We start from the raw sequence: 18,657 nt of genomic DNA, 5'->3' as shown, positions 1-18,657 counted from the left end.
TTTTACAAGCAATCGCGAATATGCAATTTTTAATGAAAAAATAAAGAGTGAAAAAATGGATTTCTCACTCTTTTATACACAGTAAATTCAGTAATCTTGAACAAGATTACAATATTTTCCTAATATTGCAATCAAATTTATTGTTTTTTTCTTAATGATTGGCGAATGGCAATAGCTGTCAGATTCACGATACCTCGTGCCGTTGTATTTTCCGTAAGAACATGAAGCGGCTTTGTTGTGCCAAGCGTTATAGGACCAATCTGCAGTCCATTTCCAACCACACGACTCAAGGAAAATCCAATATTTGCCGCATCAAGACTGGGCATAATTAACAAATTGGCATTTCCTCTCAAGGGTGAATCATCAATTAATCTCGAACGCAAGGTTTCACTTAACGCAGCATCACCCTGCATTTCCCCGTCAATTTCCAATGAAGGATTCTTTTCACGTATTATGGCCAGGGCTTTTTTCATTTTTAATGCTGATTCAGATTTTCCCGTTCCAAAAGAAGAATAAGATAATAAAGCGGCTCTTGGTACCATACCAAACATAGATACCATTTCAGAAGCCAATAAAGTTAATTCAGCAATTTCCTCAGCCGTAGGGTCCAGATGTAAATAAGTATCCCCCATAAAAAGCGCTACATTTGACTGAATCATAGCAGAAATAGTATGGAATTCCTTTACTCCATCCTGTTTAGGGATAATATTTTTCAATGTCTTAAAATGACGATACCATTCACCAAATCCACCAACAAGTGCTGCATCAACATGACCCTCCCTTAAAAGCATCGCTGCTAGAATTGATTTTCTTCTATAGAGCTGTTCATACGCCAAAGACGGAGGAACACCCGTTCTTTCAACCAATCTCTGATAAGGTTTTTCCAGTGTTTGTAAAAATGCGTTATCCTTTTGGGGGTCATAAACTGTTAAATCCTTACCAATTTTTAAGCTTAACCCCAATTGAGTAATTTTTTCATGAATCCTTTTCTGATCTCCAATAACATAAGGTAAAACCATCTGTTCATTAACCATAGTTTGAATAGCACGTAAAACCCTATCATTTTCGCCTTCAGAAAAGACAACCTTTTGCAGTCCTTTATGTTGATGAACAGCTGCAAATACAGGTTGCATAACCTGACTGGTTCTGAACACAAATTGCATCAGATGCTCCAGATATCCATTAAAATCATCAATCGGACGTAAGGCAACCCCTGTTTGCATGGCCGCTTTTGCAACCGCTGGCGCAATTTCCAAAATTAATCGCGGATCAAAAGGTTTTGGCAAAATATATTCAGGACCAAAAGCAGGTGCCTGACCGCCATAAGCGGCCACGACAACCTCATTGGCTTCTTGTGTCGCCAGATTTGCTAATGCATAAGCGGCGGCTTTTTTCATCTCCTCGTTTATTTCTGTTGCCCCAACATCTAGGGCTCCGCGAAATATAAAAGGAAAACATAAAACATTATTAACCTGATTTGGATGATCAGAACGACCTGTTGCCATAATCGCATCTGATCGAATACTGCCAACCTCTTCTGGAGTGATTTCAGGTTCCGGATTTGCCAATGCCAGAATCAAAGGATTGGATGCCATTTTTGCCACCCATTCTTTTTTCAGAACTCCAGCCACAGAAACACCAAGAAAAATATCCGCACCCGCTATAACTTCCTCCAAACGGCGAGCCTGCGTGTCTATGGCATAACGTGCCATATTTTCTGGCATATTTGGATCGCGGCCTTTCCACACCACTCCATCAATATCCGTTAAAATGACATTTTCAGGTTTTAATCCCAGAGTTACCAATAAATTTACACATGCAATAGATGCCGCCCCTGCCCCAGAAGTGATCAATTTAACGTCTTCAATTTTCTTATTCTGAATTCGCAAGGCATTAATGGTAGCCGCACTTACGACAATCGCCGTTCCATGTTGATCATCATGAAAAACCGGAATATTCATTCTGGATTTTAGATTCTGTTCAATAATAAAACATTCAGGCGCCTTGATATCCTCCAAATTAATTCCGCCAAAAGTTGGTTCAAGCGCCGCGACAACATTACAGAAATGTTCCGGATCATTGGAATCAACTTCGATATCAAAAACATCAATACCAGCAAATTTCTTGAATAAAACCGCCTTGCCCTCCATAACGGGTTTTCCCGCCAAGGGCCCGATGTTTCCCAACCCCAAAACAGCCGTACCATTGGAAATAACCCCAACCAGGTTACTTTTGGCCGTGTATTTGCTAGCCAAACTAGGATCCCTTTTAATTTCCAAACATGGTGCCGCCACCCCTGGGGAATAGGCTAAGGACAAATCAGTTTGAGTCGCCATTCTTTTTGTTGGTGTTATTGTTAATTTCCCTGGTGTTGGATATTCATGATAATCCAACGCATCTTGCTTAAATTTATGATCCATAATTTCCTCTTCATTGCAATCATGACATTTTTACAAATAAACCTTTGTAAAATTGGTAAAATTATATATCAAAGGCAAATGAAAAGAAAATAGGTTCTATAATTGAAGCCGCAACAAGAATGTGGTGCGACCGAGAAGACTCGAACTTCCACGGGGTATTTCCCCACAAGCACCTCAAGCTTGCGCGTCTACCATTCCGCCACGGTCGCACGGGATTGATTTTCATAATTCAATCCAATATGCTTTCTCTATAACCGATGAAAGAGTTTCTAGCAATGGCTATCACACCAATATTTTTGCAAAAAAGCAAAAAAGTTGTTCCCTATCCCACCGCAATTCAATGGATGAAAAATTACGTTCAAAAAATATTTGATGGGAAAGCGGCAGAATGCCTATGGTTTTTGGAACATCCTCCGCTTTACACTGCGGGAACATCGGCAAAAGAGAGCGATTTGTTCAATCCACAGAATTTTCCTGTTTTCCATACTAATCGGGGTGGACAATGGACTTACCATGGTCCAGGAATGCGAATCATCTATGTAATGATGGATTTACGTAAACCCCATCCCACTTTTCCCGATCATGATATCCGCGCATTCATTCACAAACTTGAAGACTGGATCATTCTCACCCTTCAACAATTCAATATCGCAGCAGAAAAAAAAGAAGGGCGTGTCGGATTATGGGTTACCGATCCTGTTACAAAAAAAGAGAAAAAAATTGCCGCAATTGGAATTAAGCTATCCCATTGGATCAGCTGGCATGGAATTGCGTTGAATATTAATCCCAAACTGGAAAATTATTCCGGAATAGTCCCCTGTGGATTGAAGGAATATGGAATTACGAGCATGCATGAACTAGGAATTAATACTTCATTTGATACGATAGACCAAGTCCTCTGTCAAGCCTGGCAGCAAGTGTTTGTCTATTCTCTAAAATTGCGGTCACCACCTTCTGACCTTATGGTTGATCAGGATAGTCAAAATAATTATTTTTAACACTTAAACCCATATGAACATTTGAAATATTCATGACCGTTTGCCGTTTACGCACATCTATAGCTTGCATCTGATCAAGGGTTAACTGACCATTTACATCTTGAAACCGTAGAGTTAACAAACCTTGGGATGGATTATCCCCGCTTGCCAATGAAATTTGCAAAGCCTGTGTTCCCTTTTGTATTGCCGTTACAAGAATGGGTGATGATAAATGAACAGGGCTAATTAGCATTAATCCCAAAGGGTTTCTTGCCAATCCAATATGTGTAACAGAATGATCGTCAAAATTTTTTGCCACCATTTTTTTACCCTTTGCAACAACAATCATTGTGGAAGGGGTTTCATAATTTAAACGTAATTTTCCAGGTATATATACGATACGTCCTTCAGATTGATTACCATTTGACCAAATTTGCGTGAATTGTCCCTCAAATCCCCTTGGATCGTTCAGGGCACTTTCAACCCTTGAAATTGAAACGAGCTCGCAAGTAGGTCTTGCTTTCTGATTAGCCTGACATGCCATTAATATAAACGGAAAAAGCAATATTATTTTTTTGCATATCCCATTCATGATTTTATCTATTCTCATCGCCTTACCTCTTTATATCAAGATGATTAATTCTATATCAGAATTATAAAATATCTTTAATATGCCCTTTGAATTATAACCGTTTTTTGGAATATAATTCATTTTTCCCCAATTCTTGTGATATTCTTCCAAGAACAATGTTCCTTACTTTTCTATTCTATTTCTTATGAAATCAAAATACTTATGATGTTTAAAAAGAAATGGGCAACAATGTTTGATCCCAACAATGCAAAAACAACACCGCACCGTTATTGTGACATGCCAGGATGCAGAGAACCAGCAGAATATCGGGCACCAAAATCCCGTCACCAGTTACATGACTATTATTGGTTCTGTTTTAGCCATATTCGGGAATATAACAAAAACTGGGATTATTTCAGGGGAATGAATACTGCGCAAATAGAGGAACACATGCGTTCCGCCGCCGTATGGGATAAACCTTCATGGAAGCTTGGTAGATTAGGGAAAAAAAATCTTTTAAATGAGCAATCATTCCATGATCCGCTACGGCTTTTTCAAAAAACAAGAACAAAAACACATCATGATACCGGACAGAAACCCAATATCCCCCAAGAATTACAAAAAGCTTTGCAATTACTGGAAATTAGCTGGCCACTTTCGTTGGCCAGTTTAAAAAAAAGATATACCAAGCTTGCCCGTAAATATCATCCTGATACAAATGGTGGTGACGCGGATTTGGAAGAAAAATTTAAAAAGATTAATGCAGCTTATTCCCTACTCCGAACATATTTGACAAATATGATTGAAGCAAAATAAAAAATCATTTAGATCATTAAAATAACTCTTCTACACAGGATAATTTCTATGTCCAGATCAACTTCAAACCTAACTAATCCCGATAAAACCGATTTACCTGACATTTCTATGTTATCAAAACCAGATAAATTGTTTAACGTAAGAAAAACCTTTGATATTGATCTTGATATGGAGGTCAAGGGATTTTCAAAAAAAACCTCACTGGTTCCCGATCTGGATCCAAACTATTTTTTTGATCTAGATACCACTCATGCCATTCTTGCAGGATTTCAATATAATCGACGGGTCATGATACAGGGATTTCATGGAACAGGAAAATCCTCCCATATCGAACAAATCGCTGCCCGCCTGAACTGGCCATGTATTCGCATCAATCTCGATAGCCATATTTCCCGTATTGACTTGATTGGAAAGGATGCCATCATCCTAAAGGACGGAAAACAAGTTACACAATTTCAGGAGGGTTTACTTCCATGGGCTTTAGAGCATCCATGTGCACTTATTTTTGATGAATATGATGCTGGTCGTCCTGATGTTATGTTTGTCATTCAACGTGTGCTTGAAACAGAAGGCAAACTGACCTTGCTGGATCAAAATCGAGTTATTCGCCCTGATCCATCCTTTCGTCTTTTTGCAACTGCAAACACCATTGGATTGGGAGATACGACCGGGCTGTATCATGGTACTCAACAAATCAATCAGGGGCAAATGGATCGCTGGAATATTGTTGCCGCACTGAATTATTTACCCCCTCCACAAGAAATTAAAATAATCATGGCAAAAATGAATGTACAGCCTCAGGACGCAGAAACAAAAAAACAGATTGAATCAATGGTAGCATTGGCCAATTTAACCCGAATTGGATTTGCCGAAGGGGAACTGTCTACTGTAATGTCTCCTCGCACTGTCATCAGCTGGGCTGAAAACTATACAATCTTTCATGATCTTGCATTGTCTTTCCGCCTAACCTTCCTAAATAAATGTGACCTGTCAGAACACGGAATTGTAGCAGAATATTACCAACGCTGTTTTAATGTTGACCTTTTAACAACCGATCCTAAAACAGTTTAAACAATATTGAATTATCCGATTTAACAAGAGGATTATAATGCCTAAAAATCAGAAGAACAGACTGACTGATTTACTCAATTTTCAAACCGCTTATAATCCTGAACGTTTCAAACAAGCCCTGATTGGTACCATACATACTTTAAGTGGTTATACGGCAACCAATATCAATTTCTGTTCAAACACGGTCAACAATCGTCAATATCAATCCAAAAACAATAAGGAAAACGTCTATCTTCCACAACCACCAGAAATACAAGATGCAAAAACCCTGCAATTCATTAGGGGACAAGCTGATGCACTGGCCCTATATCTAAAATATCATGATAATGATCTTCCTTCACCACCAGACTTAACATCAGAGGATGCACAAAATAGTTTCAATGCCCTGGAACAAGTCCGTGTGGAGGCATTAGGAAGCAAGAAAATGGCAGGGGTTGCCGCCAATCTGCAGGCAGTTATGGAACATAACAGTCATATAGAAGGGCATGCAAAGATGAACAAGGCGGAACAATTATCCCCTGCAAAAGCTCTTTCTTTACTTGTTTATGAAACATTGACTGGAAAAACAGTACCAATAGCATCTCGTAAAATTCTGCAATTATGGCGCAATCAATTAACACCCCTGGGTGAAAAAGCTCTCAAGGCCATGAAAGAGGCTTTGACTGACCAGGATCATTATGCACAAGCTACCAAACAATTGCTTCAAGCCTATCGTTTACTAGAAGGAGAAGAGGAAAAATCCGATAATGGCAAGGAAGAATCCTCTCAAGATACTGCCGATCAAAACAAAGATAGCAATCCAGATTACCCTGAAGAAAAACAAGAACAGCAAGAAAGCGAACTTGAACAGCAATTTTCACAAATTCCCCTGAATATGGAGGATCAAGAAAAACCAGATTCAGTCATGGGAAGTGATAAATCTGAAAAAGCTGGTGGCCCCTCACAACAACCTCCGGATACCCTAGCTGATGTTGAAGATGCATCCTATCACATTTACACAAAATTATTTGATGAGGTAGTTACCGCTGAACAGATTTGCGACGTAAACGAGCTAGACTTCCTAAGAAACCAGCTTGATCAACAATTACAGGAAATACAAAATATCATATCCAAGCTGGCCAATCGTTTACAACGCAAATTGATGTCGCAACAAATCAGAAGCTGGAATTTTGATCAGGAGGAAGGACTTCTCGATGCCAGCAAATTAACAAGAATAATCACCAACCCAACCAATTCTCTGAGCTTTAAACAAGAAAAATCAACCGGTTTTAAGGACACGATTGTAACACTGTTAATCGATAATTCTGGATCCATGCGAGGACGCCCTATTTCCATTGCGGCAATGTGTGGAGATATTCTGGCCAGAACTCTTGAACGTTGTTCCGTTAAGGTAGAAATTCTCGGTTTTACAACCCAGACCTGGAAAGGTGGACGCAGTCGTGAAAAATGGTTGGCTGACAAACGTCCCCAGAATCCAGGACGGTTAAATGATTTACGCCATATTATTTATAAAGCTGCCGACCAGCCATGGCGACGAGCCAAACGTAATTTAGGCCTTATGCTCAAGGATGGCTTGTTAAAAGAGAATATTGATGGAGAGGCACTTTTTTGGGCATGGCAAAGACTTAAAACCCGTGTAGAAAAACGTAAAATTTTAATGGTTATTTCTGATGGAGCACCAGTTGATGATAGCACTTTATCGACGAATGGATCAGAATATCTTGAAAATCATCTTAAACGCATGATTCGCAAAATCGAAAATCGTGCTGAAATCGAGCTTGTAGCCATTGGAATTGGGCATGATGTAACACGTTACTACAAACATGCCGTGACAATCACCAAGGCAGAAGAATTGGGGGGAACAATGATTCACGAACTCACCAAACTATTTGATGAAAAAGACAAAATTCAATCTAAATAATTTTCAACCCCTTCATTAATACTCAAGAAAACCGGAGTGTTAATGAATACGATCAGGATAACCCTTGCACAAACTGGGAAATTCTTTGACAGGCCTCTTCAAGAACGACATCATCAGCGGCATAAGCTATACGCAAGTAGGGACTTAAACCAAACGCTGATCCGGGAACAACCGCAACATAAGTCTCTTCCAATAATGCTTCAGCAAAATCCTGATCATTGGCAATCAACCTTCCCTGAGCTGTTTTTTTTCCAATACAGCCGGCAATACCTGGATATATATAAAAGGCCCCCTGTGGAATATTACAGCTTATACCATTCATTGCTGAAAAGGCGGCCGTCATTTTTTTACGACGTCGATCATAAGCCAGTTTCATTGATTCAACTTCTTTTTGCGCATATTGCAAAGCCGCAGTAGCAGCTGCCTGACTGACACTGCAGGCACCAGAGGTTGAATTGCTTTGAATTTTAAGCATCGCTCTAATCAAACGCTTTACCCCACCGGCATAGCCTATACGCCAACCTGGCATTGCAAAAGTTTTAGAAACCCCATTCGCCGTTAAAATACGATCTTTTAATTCTGGTGCCAAAGCCGCCAATGAATGATGGCGTTGCCCATCAAAAATCAAATGTTCGTAAATTTCATCAGAAAAAATCCATATCTGAGGATTAATCCTCAATACCTCAACCAATGCCAGCAAGTCTTCTTTTGTCCAGACAGCACCAGTTGGATTGCTGGGGGAATTCAAAATCAGCCATTTGGTCTTAGGCGTAATAGCGGCTTTTAATTGCCTTGCCTTTAAGACAAAATTATCTTTTTCAGGACAAACAACATGAACCGGGTTCCCTCCCAGAAATCGTACCATAATTGGATAACTAGTCCAATAGGGTGCCGGAATAATGACCTCATCTTCCGGATCTAAAGTCGCCATCAAGGCATTGAACAAAATCTGTTTAACCCCATTTGCAACCATAATTTCGTCCAATGCATAATCGACACCATTTTCTTCCTTGAATTTTTTTTGTATGGCCTTTTTCAACGATAAAAAACCGTCTATAGGAGGATACTTCGTTTTTCCTTCCAAAGCCGCCTGATAACCTCCCTCAATAGCTATTTTGGGTGTTAAAAAATCAGGCTGTCCCAGGGCCAAGGAAATAACATTTTTTCCTTCTGCTTTCAGAACCCTTGCCCGCATTGACATCGCGATGGTTGCAGGAGTCTCAAACCCGCTCATTCTTGAGGCAAGAGCGGGTTCAATTGCAATTTCCTCATTATTCATAACCAATATCTAGCCCTAGCTCAAATTCATGCAGAAATGTTTAATCCGTAAACAGGCTTCCTTAAGCAACTCTGTATTTGTCGCATAGGAAATACGGAAATATCCATCCATCATAAAAGCTGCTCCATGAACTGTGGCTACACCCTCTTCTTCCAGTAAGGCCGTTACGAAATCCTGATCACTATTAATTTTTGTCCCCTTACTGGTTGTTTTACCCAAACAATTTTTCATTGAAACAAACAAGTAAAAGGCCCCCATGGGTTTTAAACAGGATAGACCCGGTGCGCCATTTAGGTTATCCAAAACCAGATTTCGCCTTTTTTGATAAGTAGCCACCATATCGGCAACTGAATCCTGTGAACCAGTCAAAGCCTCAACGGTTGCCGCCTGACTAATGGAACAGGGATTGGTTGTGGACTGTCCCTGCAACTTTATCATTGCCTTGATAAATTCTACAGGGGCGGCAGCATATCCAATACGCCATCCCGTCATCGAATAGGCTTTTGAAACACCGTTCATTGTAATTGTGCGTTCTTTAAGGCGTGGTTCAACCTGGACTACTGTTGGGGCAACCACCCCATCGTAAACAAGCTTGGAATAAATATCATCCGTCAAAACCCATACATTTGGATATTGCATCAGGACATCACATAAAGCCTGCAATTCTTCTTTACTGTATACAGCACCTGTGGGATTACAAGGGGAATTCAAAATCAGCCATTTCGTTTTAGACGTAATTGCTGCACTCAGTTGTTCGGGCTGCAACTTGAAACCTGCGTGCTCCTCCTTACAAGGAATGATAACTGGTTTTCCACCAGCCAATGTTACAATATCGGGATAAGAAACCCAACAAGGTGAAGGGATAATGACCTCATCTCCTGGATTAAGACTGGCCATCATCGCATTGAATATAACCTGTTTTCCACCACTGGAAACCATGATTTCTTCAGGTTGGTAGTCAATATTATAATCGGCTTTCAAACGTTGGGCAACTGCCTGGCGGACAGCTGGGGTCCCTCCAACATCTGTATATTTTGTCTGTCCGGACTGAATGGCTGCTATGCCTGCGTTCTTAATATTGATCGGCGTATCAAAGTCAGGTTCACCAGCCGAAAGGCTGATCACATCCTGACCCTTACTTTTCATGGCACGCGCCTTTGCACTAATCACCAGTGTCTGACTAGGCTGTATTTTTTTCAATCGAGCAGATAAAATATCCATTATTACCATTCCAGTTACGTAAATAATTCATTCATATAAAGCTTATCATTATATAAAATATTTATAAAAAACTTTATATAATATAGATCATGTTTTAATTAATTATAATAATTTTATTTTTTATAAGACCATTTAACTTTTAAACGATCATTGAATTTAATTTTTCTCTTTTGAAAAATCTATATCGAACGAACTCATTTAAACAAATTTATTAAAACAAGAAAGATTTTAAAACCAATGGAAATGGCTATTCTTAAATATCATGTTCTAGATTTCATAAAAAAAAATCAAGTAAAACCGATTCCAGCAAAAATATATCCCGGATTGAAAAATATAACGCAAATTACTGAAAATTTTAAAAATAACCTGGCTAACCAAACAATATTAAAAGAGCTCTGCCAATATTGCCTTACTTTTAAAAATTATATATTGGCTGAAGCGTTAATAAATTTTCTTATAGAGATAGATTCAAACAATAAGGACTACTATTTTTTTAAGGCAACTATCCTTTTCTTGAAAAAAAATATAGATGCTTCTTTAGAAAAACTGGAAAAGTATCTCAATTTCATTTGTTCTTCTGATCTCTTAACAAGGGATATCATGTCCGAATTGGAAAAAGGTGAAATTACCAATTATTATATGTTTTTTTTACCCAATATCTTACAGAGATATAAATTGCCAATTCCAACCTCCGAATTTAACCTTTATCTTTTTCCTTATTCAATGCACGACGCAAATCAAACGATTCAACAGCGTTATGCAATTTATCTGGGCTATTATTGTGACAGACTTCAAGAACATTTTAGAGATCTGTTAAAAGGATTACTGGATGAGGAATATGAATTAAATGGAGATACAACCTGGTATCATCTAAATGCAGGAAAATTGCAGTGGCTTCTCCATAATAGACCCTCGGCAGATTATCACTTTCAAAAATCCAAAGAACTGGCCCCTGAAACTTCCGTTTATTTCGACAATGAAGATAGTGGTGTATATAGTTGGTTAACAGAAAAGAGATACCAAAATTTTGAACAGGCTAATAAACATGATGATCCATTTCATCTGGAAAAATGGCAATGGTCATATGCTGATCTAAAAGATCAACAGGCCGATTTACTATTCATTCTGGGTTGTGATTCCCGGTATTTAAAATATTTACCCAAATTTCTCTTTACTCTTGTAAAAGCACATAAAAGGGTAGATTTTCAAAGTAAAATCGTTCTTGCTCTTGCATTGGAAAATCCATCATCTCAACAAAAAGAATTTCTAAAGGATATCTCTGAATTTATTCATAACACCATTCCTAATATGCATATTACCTATGGTTATGGTTCCTCACTTTATCGGGATGCAGCCTATTTTACCTGTTTACGTTTTCTTTTTGCGGAAAAACTTTATCAACGTTATCCTACAAAAACCTTTATTCTTGATATTGATCTCACTGTTACAGAGGATTTTTTCAGTAAAAAATTCCCTTTATTTAGTAATTATGATTTTGGTTTGAGACTTTTTGCTTTTGATAAAAATGGTGATCAGCTCGTGGGGGCACCTTGGTGTTTGGGAGCCGGAATTACATATCTAAACCATTCAGAAATCACTCCTAAAATTCTTCATTTTATCGAACATTATATAAAACGGGCTTATGATCCTCATAATTTTACCAATTGGTGTATTGATCAATGTGCTTTGTCACAAGCTGTCGAGCAATTTATACGCCCTTCCTGGAAAAATTTGGTAATAAGAGATATTGATCAAGAGAATTTATTTGATCTATCCAATTATTTTAAATCAAAAAACGATTTTTATTATCAATCCCCCTACATCAGTGAAAATAATTTTAAGGAACAAATTCAATTATTATTGCATTAATCATATAAATCTTCAAAATAATGCATGAGTGCTGTTTGTAAATCCGGGAGAATAAAATGACACTAAAATTTTCATTATCTCAAAATCAGACCAAATCTTTTACACTAACCAGCGCAGCTCATAACATTGAATTAGGCAATTGGGAGATTAGCAATCATCAGCTTGGCATTGAGGATGTTTTATTTTCTATTCAGCAAATTTGCCTGCATGGAGGAAAACAAGAAGGTTCCAGACTGATCATAATTAAATGTCCTGATGGATTGACCATCACCCTGAGCCCAACACGAGGAATGAATGTGATTGAAGCAACAGCTCCTGGCATTCGCCTGGGTTGGGATTCACCTGTAAAGGAGATAGTCAACCCCACTTTTATAAATCTTCAAAGTCGCAATGGCACCGGATGGTTAGAGGGTTTTAACGAAATGATGGTACGTTGCGGTTATGAATGGTCAGGGCATCCTTTTACCGACACCAATGGTGAGCTTTATAGCCTTCATGGAAAAGCAGGAAATACACCAGCGTCTGAAGTTATTGTTGAGATCGATACTCTATTTCCATACGAAATCAAGATAAAAGGCTTAATTAAAGAAAACACTTTCAAAAAAACCGATTTACGTGTTCTAACAGAGCTATCCTATATTCCTGGCTCCCACAGTTTTACCCTTCATGATCGCTTGACCAATCATGCCGATTACTCGCATCCCTATCAAATTATTTACCATAGCAATTTCGGCAAACCTCTATTAGAAAAAGATGCAAAATTTATCGCCCCTGTTAAAGAAATAAGTCCTTTTAACAACTATGCTCAAAATGGGCTAGATAATTGGCAAACTTATCGTGAACCTACTAAAGATTTTGATGAAATGGTATTTAATATCATTCCCTATACCAAAAAAGATGGAAGCACCATGGCCGCGTTGCATAATAAAAGCGAAAATAAAGGAGTTTCCATAGAATTCAATACTAAGCAACTTCCCTTTCTAACTTTATGGAAGAACACAGATACCGAAAAACAGGGATACGTCACAGGCATAGAACCAGGAACCAATTTTGCCTATCCTATGACAATTGAACGTGAACAAGGTAGACTTAAAAAACTTCATGCCGGAAAAACAGTTGAGTTTAAATTGAGATATAACGCCTTACTTGATCGGCAAGCTGTTGAAATCATGAAAAAGGAAATTACCAATATTCAGGGCAATCAAGAAACCCAAATCAAACAAAAACCAGTCGCACAAGAATAACAGAATTAAAATAAGGGATTAATTGACATATCCCTTGTTCAATCAATCCTTATCCAATATTTGATATATGGATTAAAAAGTTCCTGGATTATAGTTTTTGGTAATACTATCGCAATAAGAGCCTGTTTTAACATACAAAATAACACCATATAAAGTCGATTGAATATAACAGCCAGAAAAAATATCTTTAGCATCTTTTGGAAAATCTGGAGAGGCCCTGCCAATAACATTTTTATGCATGTAATACTCCCCATTTAATAAGCCGTTTACATACCAAGGGTTTGACAATCCAACAAAATCAAAAATTTTCCTTGTTAATGGATGTGTTTTCATAATGGTTTGTTGAGAAGAAAACCTCAAATCATCGCGGATAAATGTAATCCCCTCCACTTTCTTATTACCAAAATGATAAATAGATTGTAAAATTTCCTGTACTATTAATGCATTTTTCTGATGATCTATTCTTTTCAGGTTACATAATGCTGATGACAAAAGCAAAGATGTCCATAAATAACAAATTGGAACCAAAAGCATTATCTTTGAATGACAACCAGTTTTTTGAACATACAGAAATATAAAAATGAAAAAGGCTGATATACCCATCATTTCACGTGTATTACCACTGGGTATATTTAATATAATATTTGAACTCGTTATGGCAACCAGCAATAAAGGAAAACACAGGCATAAAACACAAATTCTTTTATAATTTTTCTTTAAAAAATCTGTTATCACTGTATATAAAAAAAATACAGATGAAATAATCAAAGATACTATTATATATTTTTCCTGAATATACAATAAAAACAGTAATAGATATATTTTGATATTCTCAATAAGATGAATGAATATATGTTCATTTAAAACAATAATCTTTCCTAATGGACCATAATCGTTGGTAATCAAAAAATTTACAACGCATATTTTATAAATGAAAAATGTAGTTAATATATTGCATAATCTTAGAAATAGTTCCCTGAACAATCCGGAAAATGCTACCTGATCACTATCATTCAATAGTTTTACAGCCAATAGTCCAATAACTAATGTCAAAGCACATTGATAAAAACAATATAAAGAAAATATTAGGCATGAACGAATTATATAATCAATACACACATTTTGATTATTTTCTTTAAATACAAATAGGCATGCCAATGCAACACTGCATGTCATGATTATACAATCATATTTATATGATAAATTTTGTAAAAAAAATGGATTGCATAAAAGAAAAATAAATATAGTTAATTTTAATAAATAATTCTCTGATCGAATTATTTTATCTGTTGTATAAAGAAAAATTAAATTCAAAGCTAAGAAAGCAATAATAAATGAAAAAGGATAAGGATCGGGAACTATTGCACTTCCGTTTAATAAACGAATCAACCAAACAGAAAACGGTCTTACATTAAGGAACCATACAAAAAGGTCACCATTAGATGCCCGATACATATCATCAACAAAATCATAAGGAGACAATAAAAAAGGAATAGAATAAATAAAAGTAATAATAGACGTTAATAAAACATAATGTTTTTTATGAATGGTTATAGACATCAGTTTAATATTATTTTTTAAATTACATATGTTGAAATTATTTTAATGTTAAAATATTAATCTTGATCTGAAAACAAGCCAATCTAATTTAATTATTCTATAAAAAATTTTTTATATTTATTAAGTTATGATATTTATTTGGTTTTTTACGGTATATGAGAGGTGGGCATGCGATATTCACAAGTGGTTTATTCATTTTTTGCATGAGGGGATGGGAGGGGTTTGGCGCTGGATTTCATGTTGGTTTTGCAGGTTTGTGTTTGCAACAATTCATGATATTTTCAAGTGATACGCCAGCCTCGGAATAAAGACTGCCCAGTGGCCATGTTTTGCCAAGATTGCCATACAGGACGCATTTTTTCACGGTTTCATGGATAAAAGGCTTTTTTTGCTTTCAAAGGCAACAGACCACATGGGTTCATCCACTGGCCTGCGGAAGCAGGATCGGCAACAAGGATGATGCGTCTCAACACGGGATCGACAGGATATTGTCCGTGATGATATAGCGATTTTGAGTGGAAGTTATTGGGAGCGGGGAGAGGATTTGAACCTCTGACCTTCAGGTTATGAGCCTGACGAGCTACCGGGCTGCTCCACCCCGCACTAGTATAACAAGGATGCCTTTTTCTGACGGTATTCAAGGCGTATGGTGATCTGCCAGGACTTATGTCAGGATGACAAGTGGTGACCAGACTTGGAGGCTACGCTCCCTCGCGGTGCATGTTTCAGCGGGAACTGAAAGTTTTTTGTCGAATATTGCAAGGGATTGCATGGGGGTATATTGGAAGACCTGGCGGCGACCGACTTTCCCATGCCTTAAGACATAGTATCATGGGCGCTGGGGTTTTTCACGGCCGAGTTCGGGATGGGATCGGGTGGTTCATACCCCGCCATTGCCACCAGGTCATCCAATATACCCTGCAGGGTTGTATTGGTATGTGATTGGTTGGTTAAGAGCGGATATTTCGGCCTGTTTCATACAGTATCGCATAACATGACCGATATGAGTGTATGTGTGTTATATCAAGTAAGTGCAAGGGCTATTAGTATCGGTTAGCTGCATGCATTTCTGCACTTCCACACCCGACCTATTGACGTGATGGTCTATCACGGCCCGTAATGAGACCTGGTTTTGAGGGGGGTTTCTCGCTTAGATGCTTTCAGCGATTATCCTGTCCATACTTAGCTACCCAGCGGTGCTGCTGGCGCAACAACTGGTACACCAGAGGTATGTTCACCCCGGTCCTCTCGTACTAGGGGCAAATCCTCTCAAGTCTCGACATCCACGGCAGATAGGGACCGAACTGTCTCACGACGTTCTAAACCCAGCTCACGTACCACTTTAATCGGCGAACAGCCGAACCCTTGGGACCTGCTCCAGCCCCAGGATGTGATGAGCCGACATCGAGGTGCCAAACCTCCCCGTCGATGTGGACTCTTGGGGGAGATCAGCCTGTTATCCCTAGAGTACCTTTTATCCGTTGAGCGATGGCCCTTCCACGTGGAACCACCGGATCACTATGGCCGACTTTCGTCTCTGCTCGAGCTGTCACTCTCGCAGTCAGGCGGGCTTATGCCATTGCACTCAACAGCCGATGTCCGACCGGCTTGAGCCCACCATCGCGCGCCTCCGTTACTTTTTGGGAGGCGACCGCCCCAGTCAAACTGCCCACCATGCAGGGTCCCAATCCAGGCTAACTGGATCTGGTTAGACATCAAAAAAACTCAGGGTGGTATTTCAAGGATGGCTCCACACAGACTGGCGCCCATGCTTCAAAGCCTCCCACCTATCCTACACAGCGTTTTCCTGATGCCACTACAAAGTTGCAGTAAAGGTTCATAGGGTCTTTCCGTCTGACCGCGGATACCCCGCATCTTCACGGGGAGTTCAATTTCGCTGAGCCGATGCTGGAGACAGCGGGGAAGTCGTTACGCCATTCGTGCAGGTCGGAACTTACCCGACAAGGAATTTCGCTACCTTAGGACCGTTATAGTTACGGCCGCCGTTTACCGGGGCTTCAATTCAGTGCTTGCACACCTCCTCTTAACCTTCCGGCACCGGGCAGGCGTCAGACCCTATACGTCGTCTTTCGACTTTGCAGAGCCCTGTGTTTTTACTAAACAGTCGCTACCCCCTGCTCTGTGCCACCTGATCATGGTTGCCCAAAATCCGGTCTTGCTTCTTCCGAAGTTACGCAAGCATTTTGCCTAGTTCCTTCAGCATCGTTCTCTCAAGCGCCTTGGTATTCTCTACCAGTCCACCTGTGTCGGTTTCGGGTACGGTCTATTCGCTAGAGCTATTTCCCGGAATACTCCAAAAGCCAGGCCAATCCAATAAGACCTGACAACATATCATATTCGTCACTTCTAGCAGGTTCAGGAATATTAACCTGATTTCCATCGACTACGGCTTTCGCCCTCGCCTTAGGGGCCGACTAACCCTGCGTGGATTAACCTGGCGCAGGAACCCTTGGACTTTCGGCGACAGTGTTTCTCGCACTGTTTGTCGCTACTCATGTCAGCATTCGCACTTCTGATATCTCCAGAGAGGGTCGCCCCGTCTCCTTCACAGACCTACAGAACGCTCCGCTACCACATATATCATGTGATATACATCCACAGCTTCGGCAGATAACTTGAGCCCCGTTACATCTTCGGCGCAGGGTTTCTTGTTTAGACCAGTGAGCTATTACGCTTTCTTTAAAGGATGGCTGCTTCTAAGCCAACCTCCTGGTTGTTTTGGAATCCCCACATCCTTTCCCACTTAGTTATCATTTGGGGGCCTTAGCTGGTGGTCTGGGCTGTTTCCCTCTCGACAATGGACCTTAGCACCCACTGTCTGTCTGCTATGCTCATACTCTTGGGTATTCGGAGTTTGGTTAGGTTTGGTAGGTCTTTGGGACCCCCGAGCCCATCCAGTGCTCTACCCCCCAAGGTAATACATAACGCTCTACCTCAATAGATTTCGCGGAGAACCAGCTATTTCCAAGTTTGATTGGCCTTTCACCCCTAGCCACAGCTCATCCCCGACTTTTTCAACAGGCGTGGGTTCGGTCCTCCAGTGCGTGTTACCGCACCTTCAACCTGGCCATGGCTAGATCACTTGGTTTCGGGTCTTCTGCCAGCAACTAACGCCCTGTTCAGACTCGCTTTCGCTGCGCCTACACCTATCGGCTTAAGCTTGCTGCTAACAGAAACTCGCTGACCCATTATACAAAAGGTACGCTGTCACCCCATAAGAGGCTCCAGCTGTTTGTAAGCATTTGGTTTCAGGTCTCTTTCACTCCCCTTGTCGGGGTGCTTTTCACCTTTCCCTCACGGTACTTGTTCACTATCGGTCACCAGGGAGTATTTAGGCTTGGAGGGAGGTCCCCCCATGTTCAGACAGGATTTCACGTGTCCCGCCCTACTCAAGGACTTCAAAAATATTACGTATACGGGGTTATCACCCTCTCTGACTGGCCTTTCAATGCCATTCTACTTACCTTTTCAAAGCCACTGGCCTGCTCCGCGTTCGCTCGCCACTACTAGCAGAATCTCGGTTGATGTCTTTTCCTCCGGATACTTAGATGTTTCAGTTCTCCGGGTTCGCCTCATGCACCTATGTATTCAGTGCATGATCCCTCATGCGAGGGGGGTTGCCCCATTCAGATACCCACGGATCAAAGTTTGCTCGCAACTCCCCGTGGCTTTTCGCAGCGTGCTACG

Annotated in this window: 12 protein-coding genes, 2 tRNA genes and 2 rRNA genes (1 of these 16 only partly in view); 7 read left to right on the top strand and 9 right to left on the bottom strand. The window is 39.8% G+C overall.

All coding sequences use genetic code 11. The features are described from left to right. Nucleotides 1-137: 137 nt before the first annotated feature. The gene (locus tag D9V35_RS00675; protein WP_122122890.1) at nucleotides 138-2,420 is read right to left on the bottom strand and encodes an NADP-dependent malic enzyme; all 2,283 of its coding nucleotides are present in this window, start codon (nucleotides 2,418-2,420) and stop codon (nucleotides 138-140) included. A 122-nt stretch (nucleotides 2,421-2,542) separates the two neighbouring features. Further along, a tRNA-Leu gene (locus D9V35_RS00670) sits at nucleotides 2,543-2,629 on the bottom strand. Nucleotides 2,630-2,695: 66 nt separating this feature from the next. Here D9V35_RS00670 and lipB point away from each other — a divergent pair. Beyond that, the gene (lipB, locus tag D9V35_RS00665; RefSeq protein ID WP_122122889.1) at nucleotides 2,696-3,418 is read left to right on the top strand and encodes a lipoyl(octanoyl) transferase LipB; all 723 of its coding nucleotides are present in this window, start codon (nucleotides 2,696-2,698) and stop codon (nucleotides 3,416-3,418) included. Here lipB and D9V35_RS00660 read toward each other — a convergent pair. Beyond that, nucleotides 3,381-4,007, bottom strand: a complete 627-nt coding sequence (locus D9V35_RS00660; protein WP_122122888.1) for a LolA family protein — start codon at nucleotides 4,005-4,007, stop codon at nucleotides 3,381-3,383. The two genes, lipB and D9V35_RS00660, sit on opposite strands and share 38 nt — an antisense overlap. Nucleotides 4,008-4,190: 183 nt before the next feature. Between D9V35_RS00660 and D9V35_RS00655 the strand changes: the two genes are divergently transcribed. From D9V35_RS00655 to D9V35_RS00645, 3 genes are read left to right on the top strand one after another with little or no spacing between them, the layout of a single operon-like run. After that, entirely contained in the window at nucleotides 4,191-4,784 is a 594-nt protein-coding gene (locus D9V35_RS00655; RefSeq protein ID WP_110439511.1) for a J domain-containing protein, read from the top strand. A gap of 48 nt (nucleotides 4,785-4,832) precedes the next feature. Further along, on the top strand, nucleotides 4,833-5,855 hold the full coding sequence (locus D9V35_RS00650; protein ID WP_122122887.1) for an AAA family ATPase: 1,023 nt from the start codon (nucleotides 4,833-4,835) through the stop codon (nucleotides 5,853-5,855). A 37-nt stretch (nucleotides 5,856-5,892) separates the two neighbouring features. After that, on the top strand, nucleotides 5,893-7,776 hold the full coding sequence (locus D9V35_RS00645; protein WP_122122886.1) for a cobaltochelatase CobT-related protein: 1,884 nt from the start codon (nucleotides 5,893-5,895) through the stop codon (nucleotides 7,774-7,776). A 52-nt stretch (nucleotides 7,777-7,828) separates the two neighbouring features. On the opposite strand, the gene D9V35_RS00640 is transcribed toward D9V35_RS00645, so the two are convergent. Both D9V35_RS00640 and D9V35_RS00635 read right to left on the bottom strand, forming a co-directional pair. Then, on the bottom strand, nucleotides 7,829-9,055 hold the full coding sequence (locus tag D9V35_RS00640; protein ID WP_155567576.1) for a pyridoxal phosphate-dependent aminotransferase: 1,227 nt from the start codon (nucleotides 9,053-9,055) through the stop codon (nucleotides 7,829-7,831). Nucleotides 9,056-9,070: 15 nt separating this feature from the next. Further along, a complete protein-coding gene (locus tag D9V35_RS00635; RefSeq protein ID WP_122122885.1) occupies nucleotides 9,071-10,276 on the bottom strand; it encodes a pyridoxal phosphate-dependent aminotransferase in 1,206 nt (401 codons plus the stop codon). Nucleotides 10,277-10,789: 513 nt separating this feature from the next. Between D9V35_RS00635 and D9V35_RS00630 the strand changes: the two genes are divergently transcribed. Both D9V35_RS00630 and D9V35_RS00625 read left to right on the top strand, forming a co-directional pair. Continuing rightward, nucleotides 10,790-12,145, top strand: a complete 1,356-nt coding sequence (locus D9V35_RS00630; RefSeq protein ID WP_162988511.1) for a hypothetical protein — start codon at nucleotides 10,790-10,792, stop codon at nucleotides 12,143-12,145. Between the two features lie 56 nt (nucleotides 12,146-12,201). Beyond that, nucleotides 12,202-13,389, top strand: a complete 1,188-nt coding sequence (locus D9V35_RS00625; RefSeq protein ID WP_122122883.1) for an aldose 1-epimerase family protein — start codon at nucleotides 12,202-12,204, stop codon at nucleotides 13,387-13,389. Between the two features lie 72 nt (nucleotides 13,390-13,461). On the opposite strand, the gene D9V35_RS09475 is transcribed toward D9V35_RS00625, so the two are convergent. Further along, the gene (locus tag D9V35_RS09475; protein WP_255415891.1) at nucleotides 13,462-14,844 is read right to left on the bottom strand and encodes a glucosyltransferase domain-containing protein; all 1,383 of its coding nucleotides are present in this window, start codon (nucleotides 14,842-14,844) and stop codon (nucleotides 13,462-13,464) included. A 260-nt stretch (nucleotides 14,845-15,104) separates the two neighbouring features. On the opposite strand from D9V35_RS09475, the gene D9V35_RS09215 reads away from it, so the two are divergent. Then, on the top strand, nucleotides 15,105-15,257 hold the full coding sequence (locus D9V35_RS09215) for a hypothetical protein (RefSeq protein WP_162988510.1): 153 nt from the start codon (nucleotides 15,105-15,107) through the stop codon (nucleotides 15,255-15,257). Between the two features lie 218 nt (nucleotides 15,258-15,475). On the opposite strand, the gene D9V35_RS00615 is transcribed toward D9V35_RS09215, so the two are convergent. The 3 genes from D9V35_RS00615 to D9V35_RS00605 all read right to left on the bottom strand — a co-directional run. After that, nucleotides 15,476-15,552: transfer RNA gene (locus D9V35_RS00615), tRNA-Met, on the bottom strand. Between the two features lie 185 nt (nucleotides 15,553-15,737). Next, nucleotides 15,738-15,853 (bottom strand): 5S ribosomal RNA (gene rrf, locus D9V35_RS00610). 120 nt (nucleotides 15,854-15,973) lie between these two features. Then, a 23S ribosomal RNA gene (locus tag D9V35_RS00605) occupies nucleotides 15,974-18,657 on the bottom strand; it runs 56 nt beyond the window's last position.

Origin of the sequence: Commensalibacter melissae (assembly GCF_003691365.1) — a bacterium.
In the GTDB taxonomy this organism is placed as follows: Bacteria; Pseudomonadota; Alphaproteobacteria; order Acetobacterales; family Acetobacteraceae; genus Commensalibacter; species Commensalibacter melissae.
Note: the sequence above shows the minus strand (reverse complement) of the source record. Positions and strands in the feature narration are given on the sequence as shown.

Bases quoted from the DNA above. Each gene is read 5' to 3' on its own strand.
- D9V35_RS09475 (WP_255415891.1), bottom strand. From the start codon at position 14,844: ATGTATCGGGCATCTAATGGTGACCTTTTTGTATGGTTCCTTAATGTA.
- lipB (WP_122122889.1), top strand. From the start codon at position 2,696: ATGGCTATCACACCAATATTTTTGCAAAAAAGCAAAAAAGTTGTTCCC.
- D9V35_RS00625 (WP_122122883.1), top strand. From the start codon at position 12,202: ATGACACTAAAATTTTCATTATCTCAAAATCAGACCAAATCTTTTACA.
- D9V35_RS00660 (WP_122122888.1), bottom strand. From the start codon at position 4,007: ATGAGAATAGATAAAATCATGAATGGGATATGCAAAAAAATAATATTG.
- D9V35_RS00675 (WP_122122890.1), bottom strand. From the start codon at position 2,420: ATGGATCATAAATTTAAGCAAGATGCGTTGGATTATCATGAATATCCA.
- D9V35_RS00635 (WP_122122885.1), bottom strand. From the start codon at position 10,276: ATGGATATTTTATCTGCTCGATTGAAAAAAATACAGCCTAGTCAGACA.
- D9V35_RS09215 (WP_162988510.1), top strand. From the start codon at position 15,105: ATGAGAGGTGGGCATGCGATATTCACAAGTGGTTTATTCATTTTTTGC.
- D9V35_RS00650 (WP_122122887.1), top strand. From the start codon at position 4,833: ATGTCCAGATCAACTTCAAACCTAACTAATCCCGATAAAACCGATTTA.
- D9V35_RS00640 (WP_155567576.1), bottom strand. From the start codon at position 9,055: ATGAATAATGAGGAAATTGCAATTGAACCCGCTCTTGCCTCAAGAATG.
- D9V35_RS00655 (WP_110439511.1), top strand. From the start codon at position 4,191: ATGATGTTTAAAAAGAAATGGGCAACAATGTTTGATCCCAACAATGCA.
- D9V35_RS00645 (WP_122122886.1), top strand. From the start codon at position 5,893: ATGCCTAAAAATCAGAAGAACAGACTGACTGATTTACTCAATTTTCAA.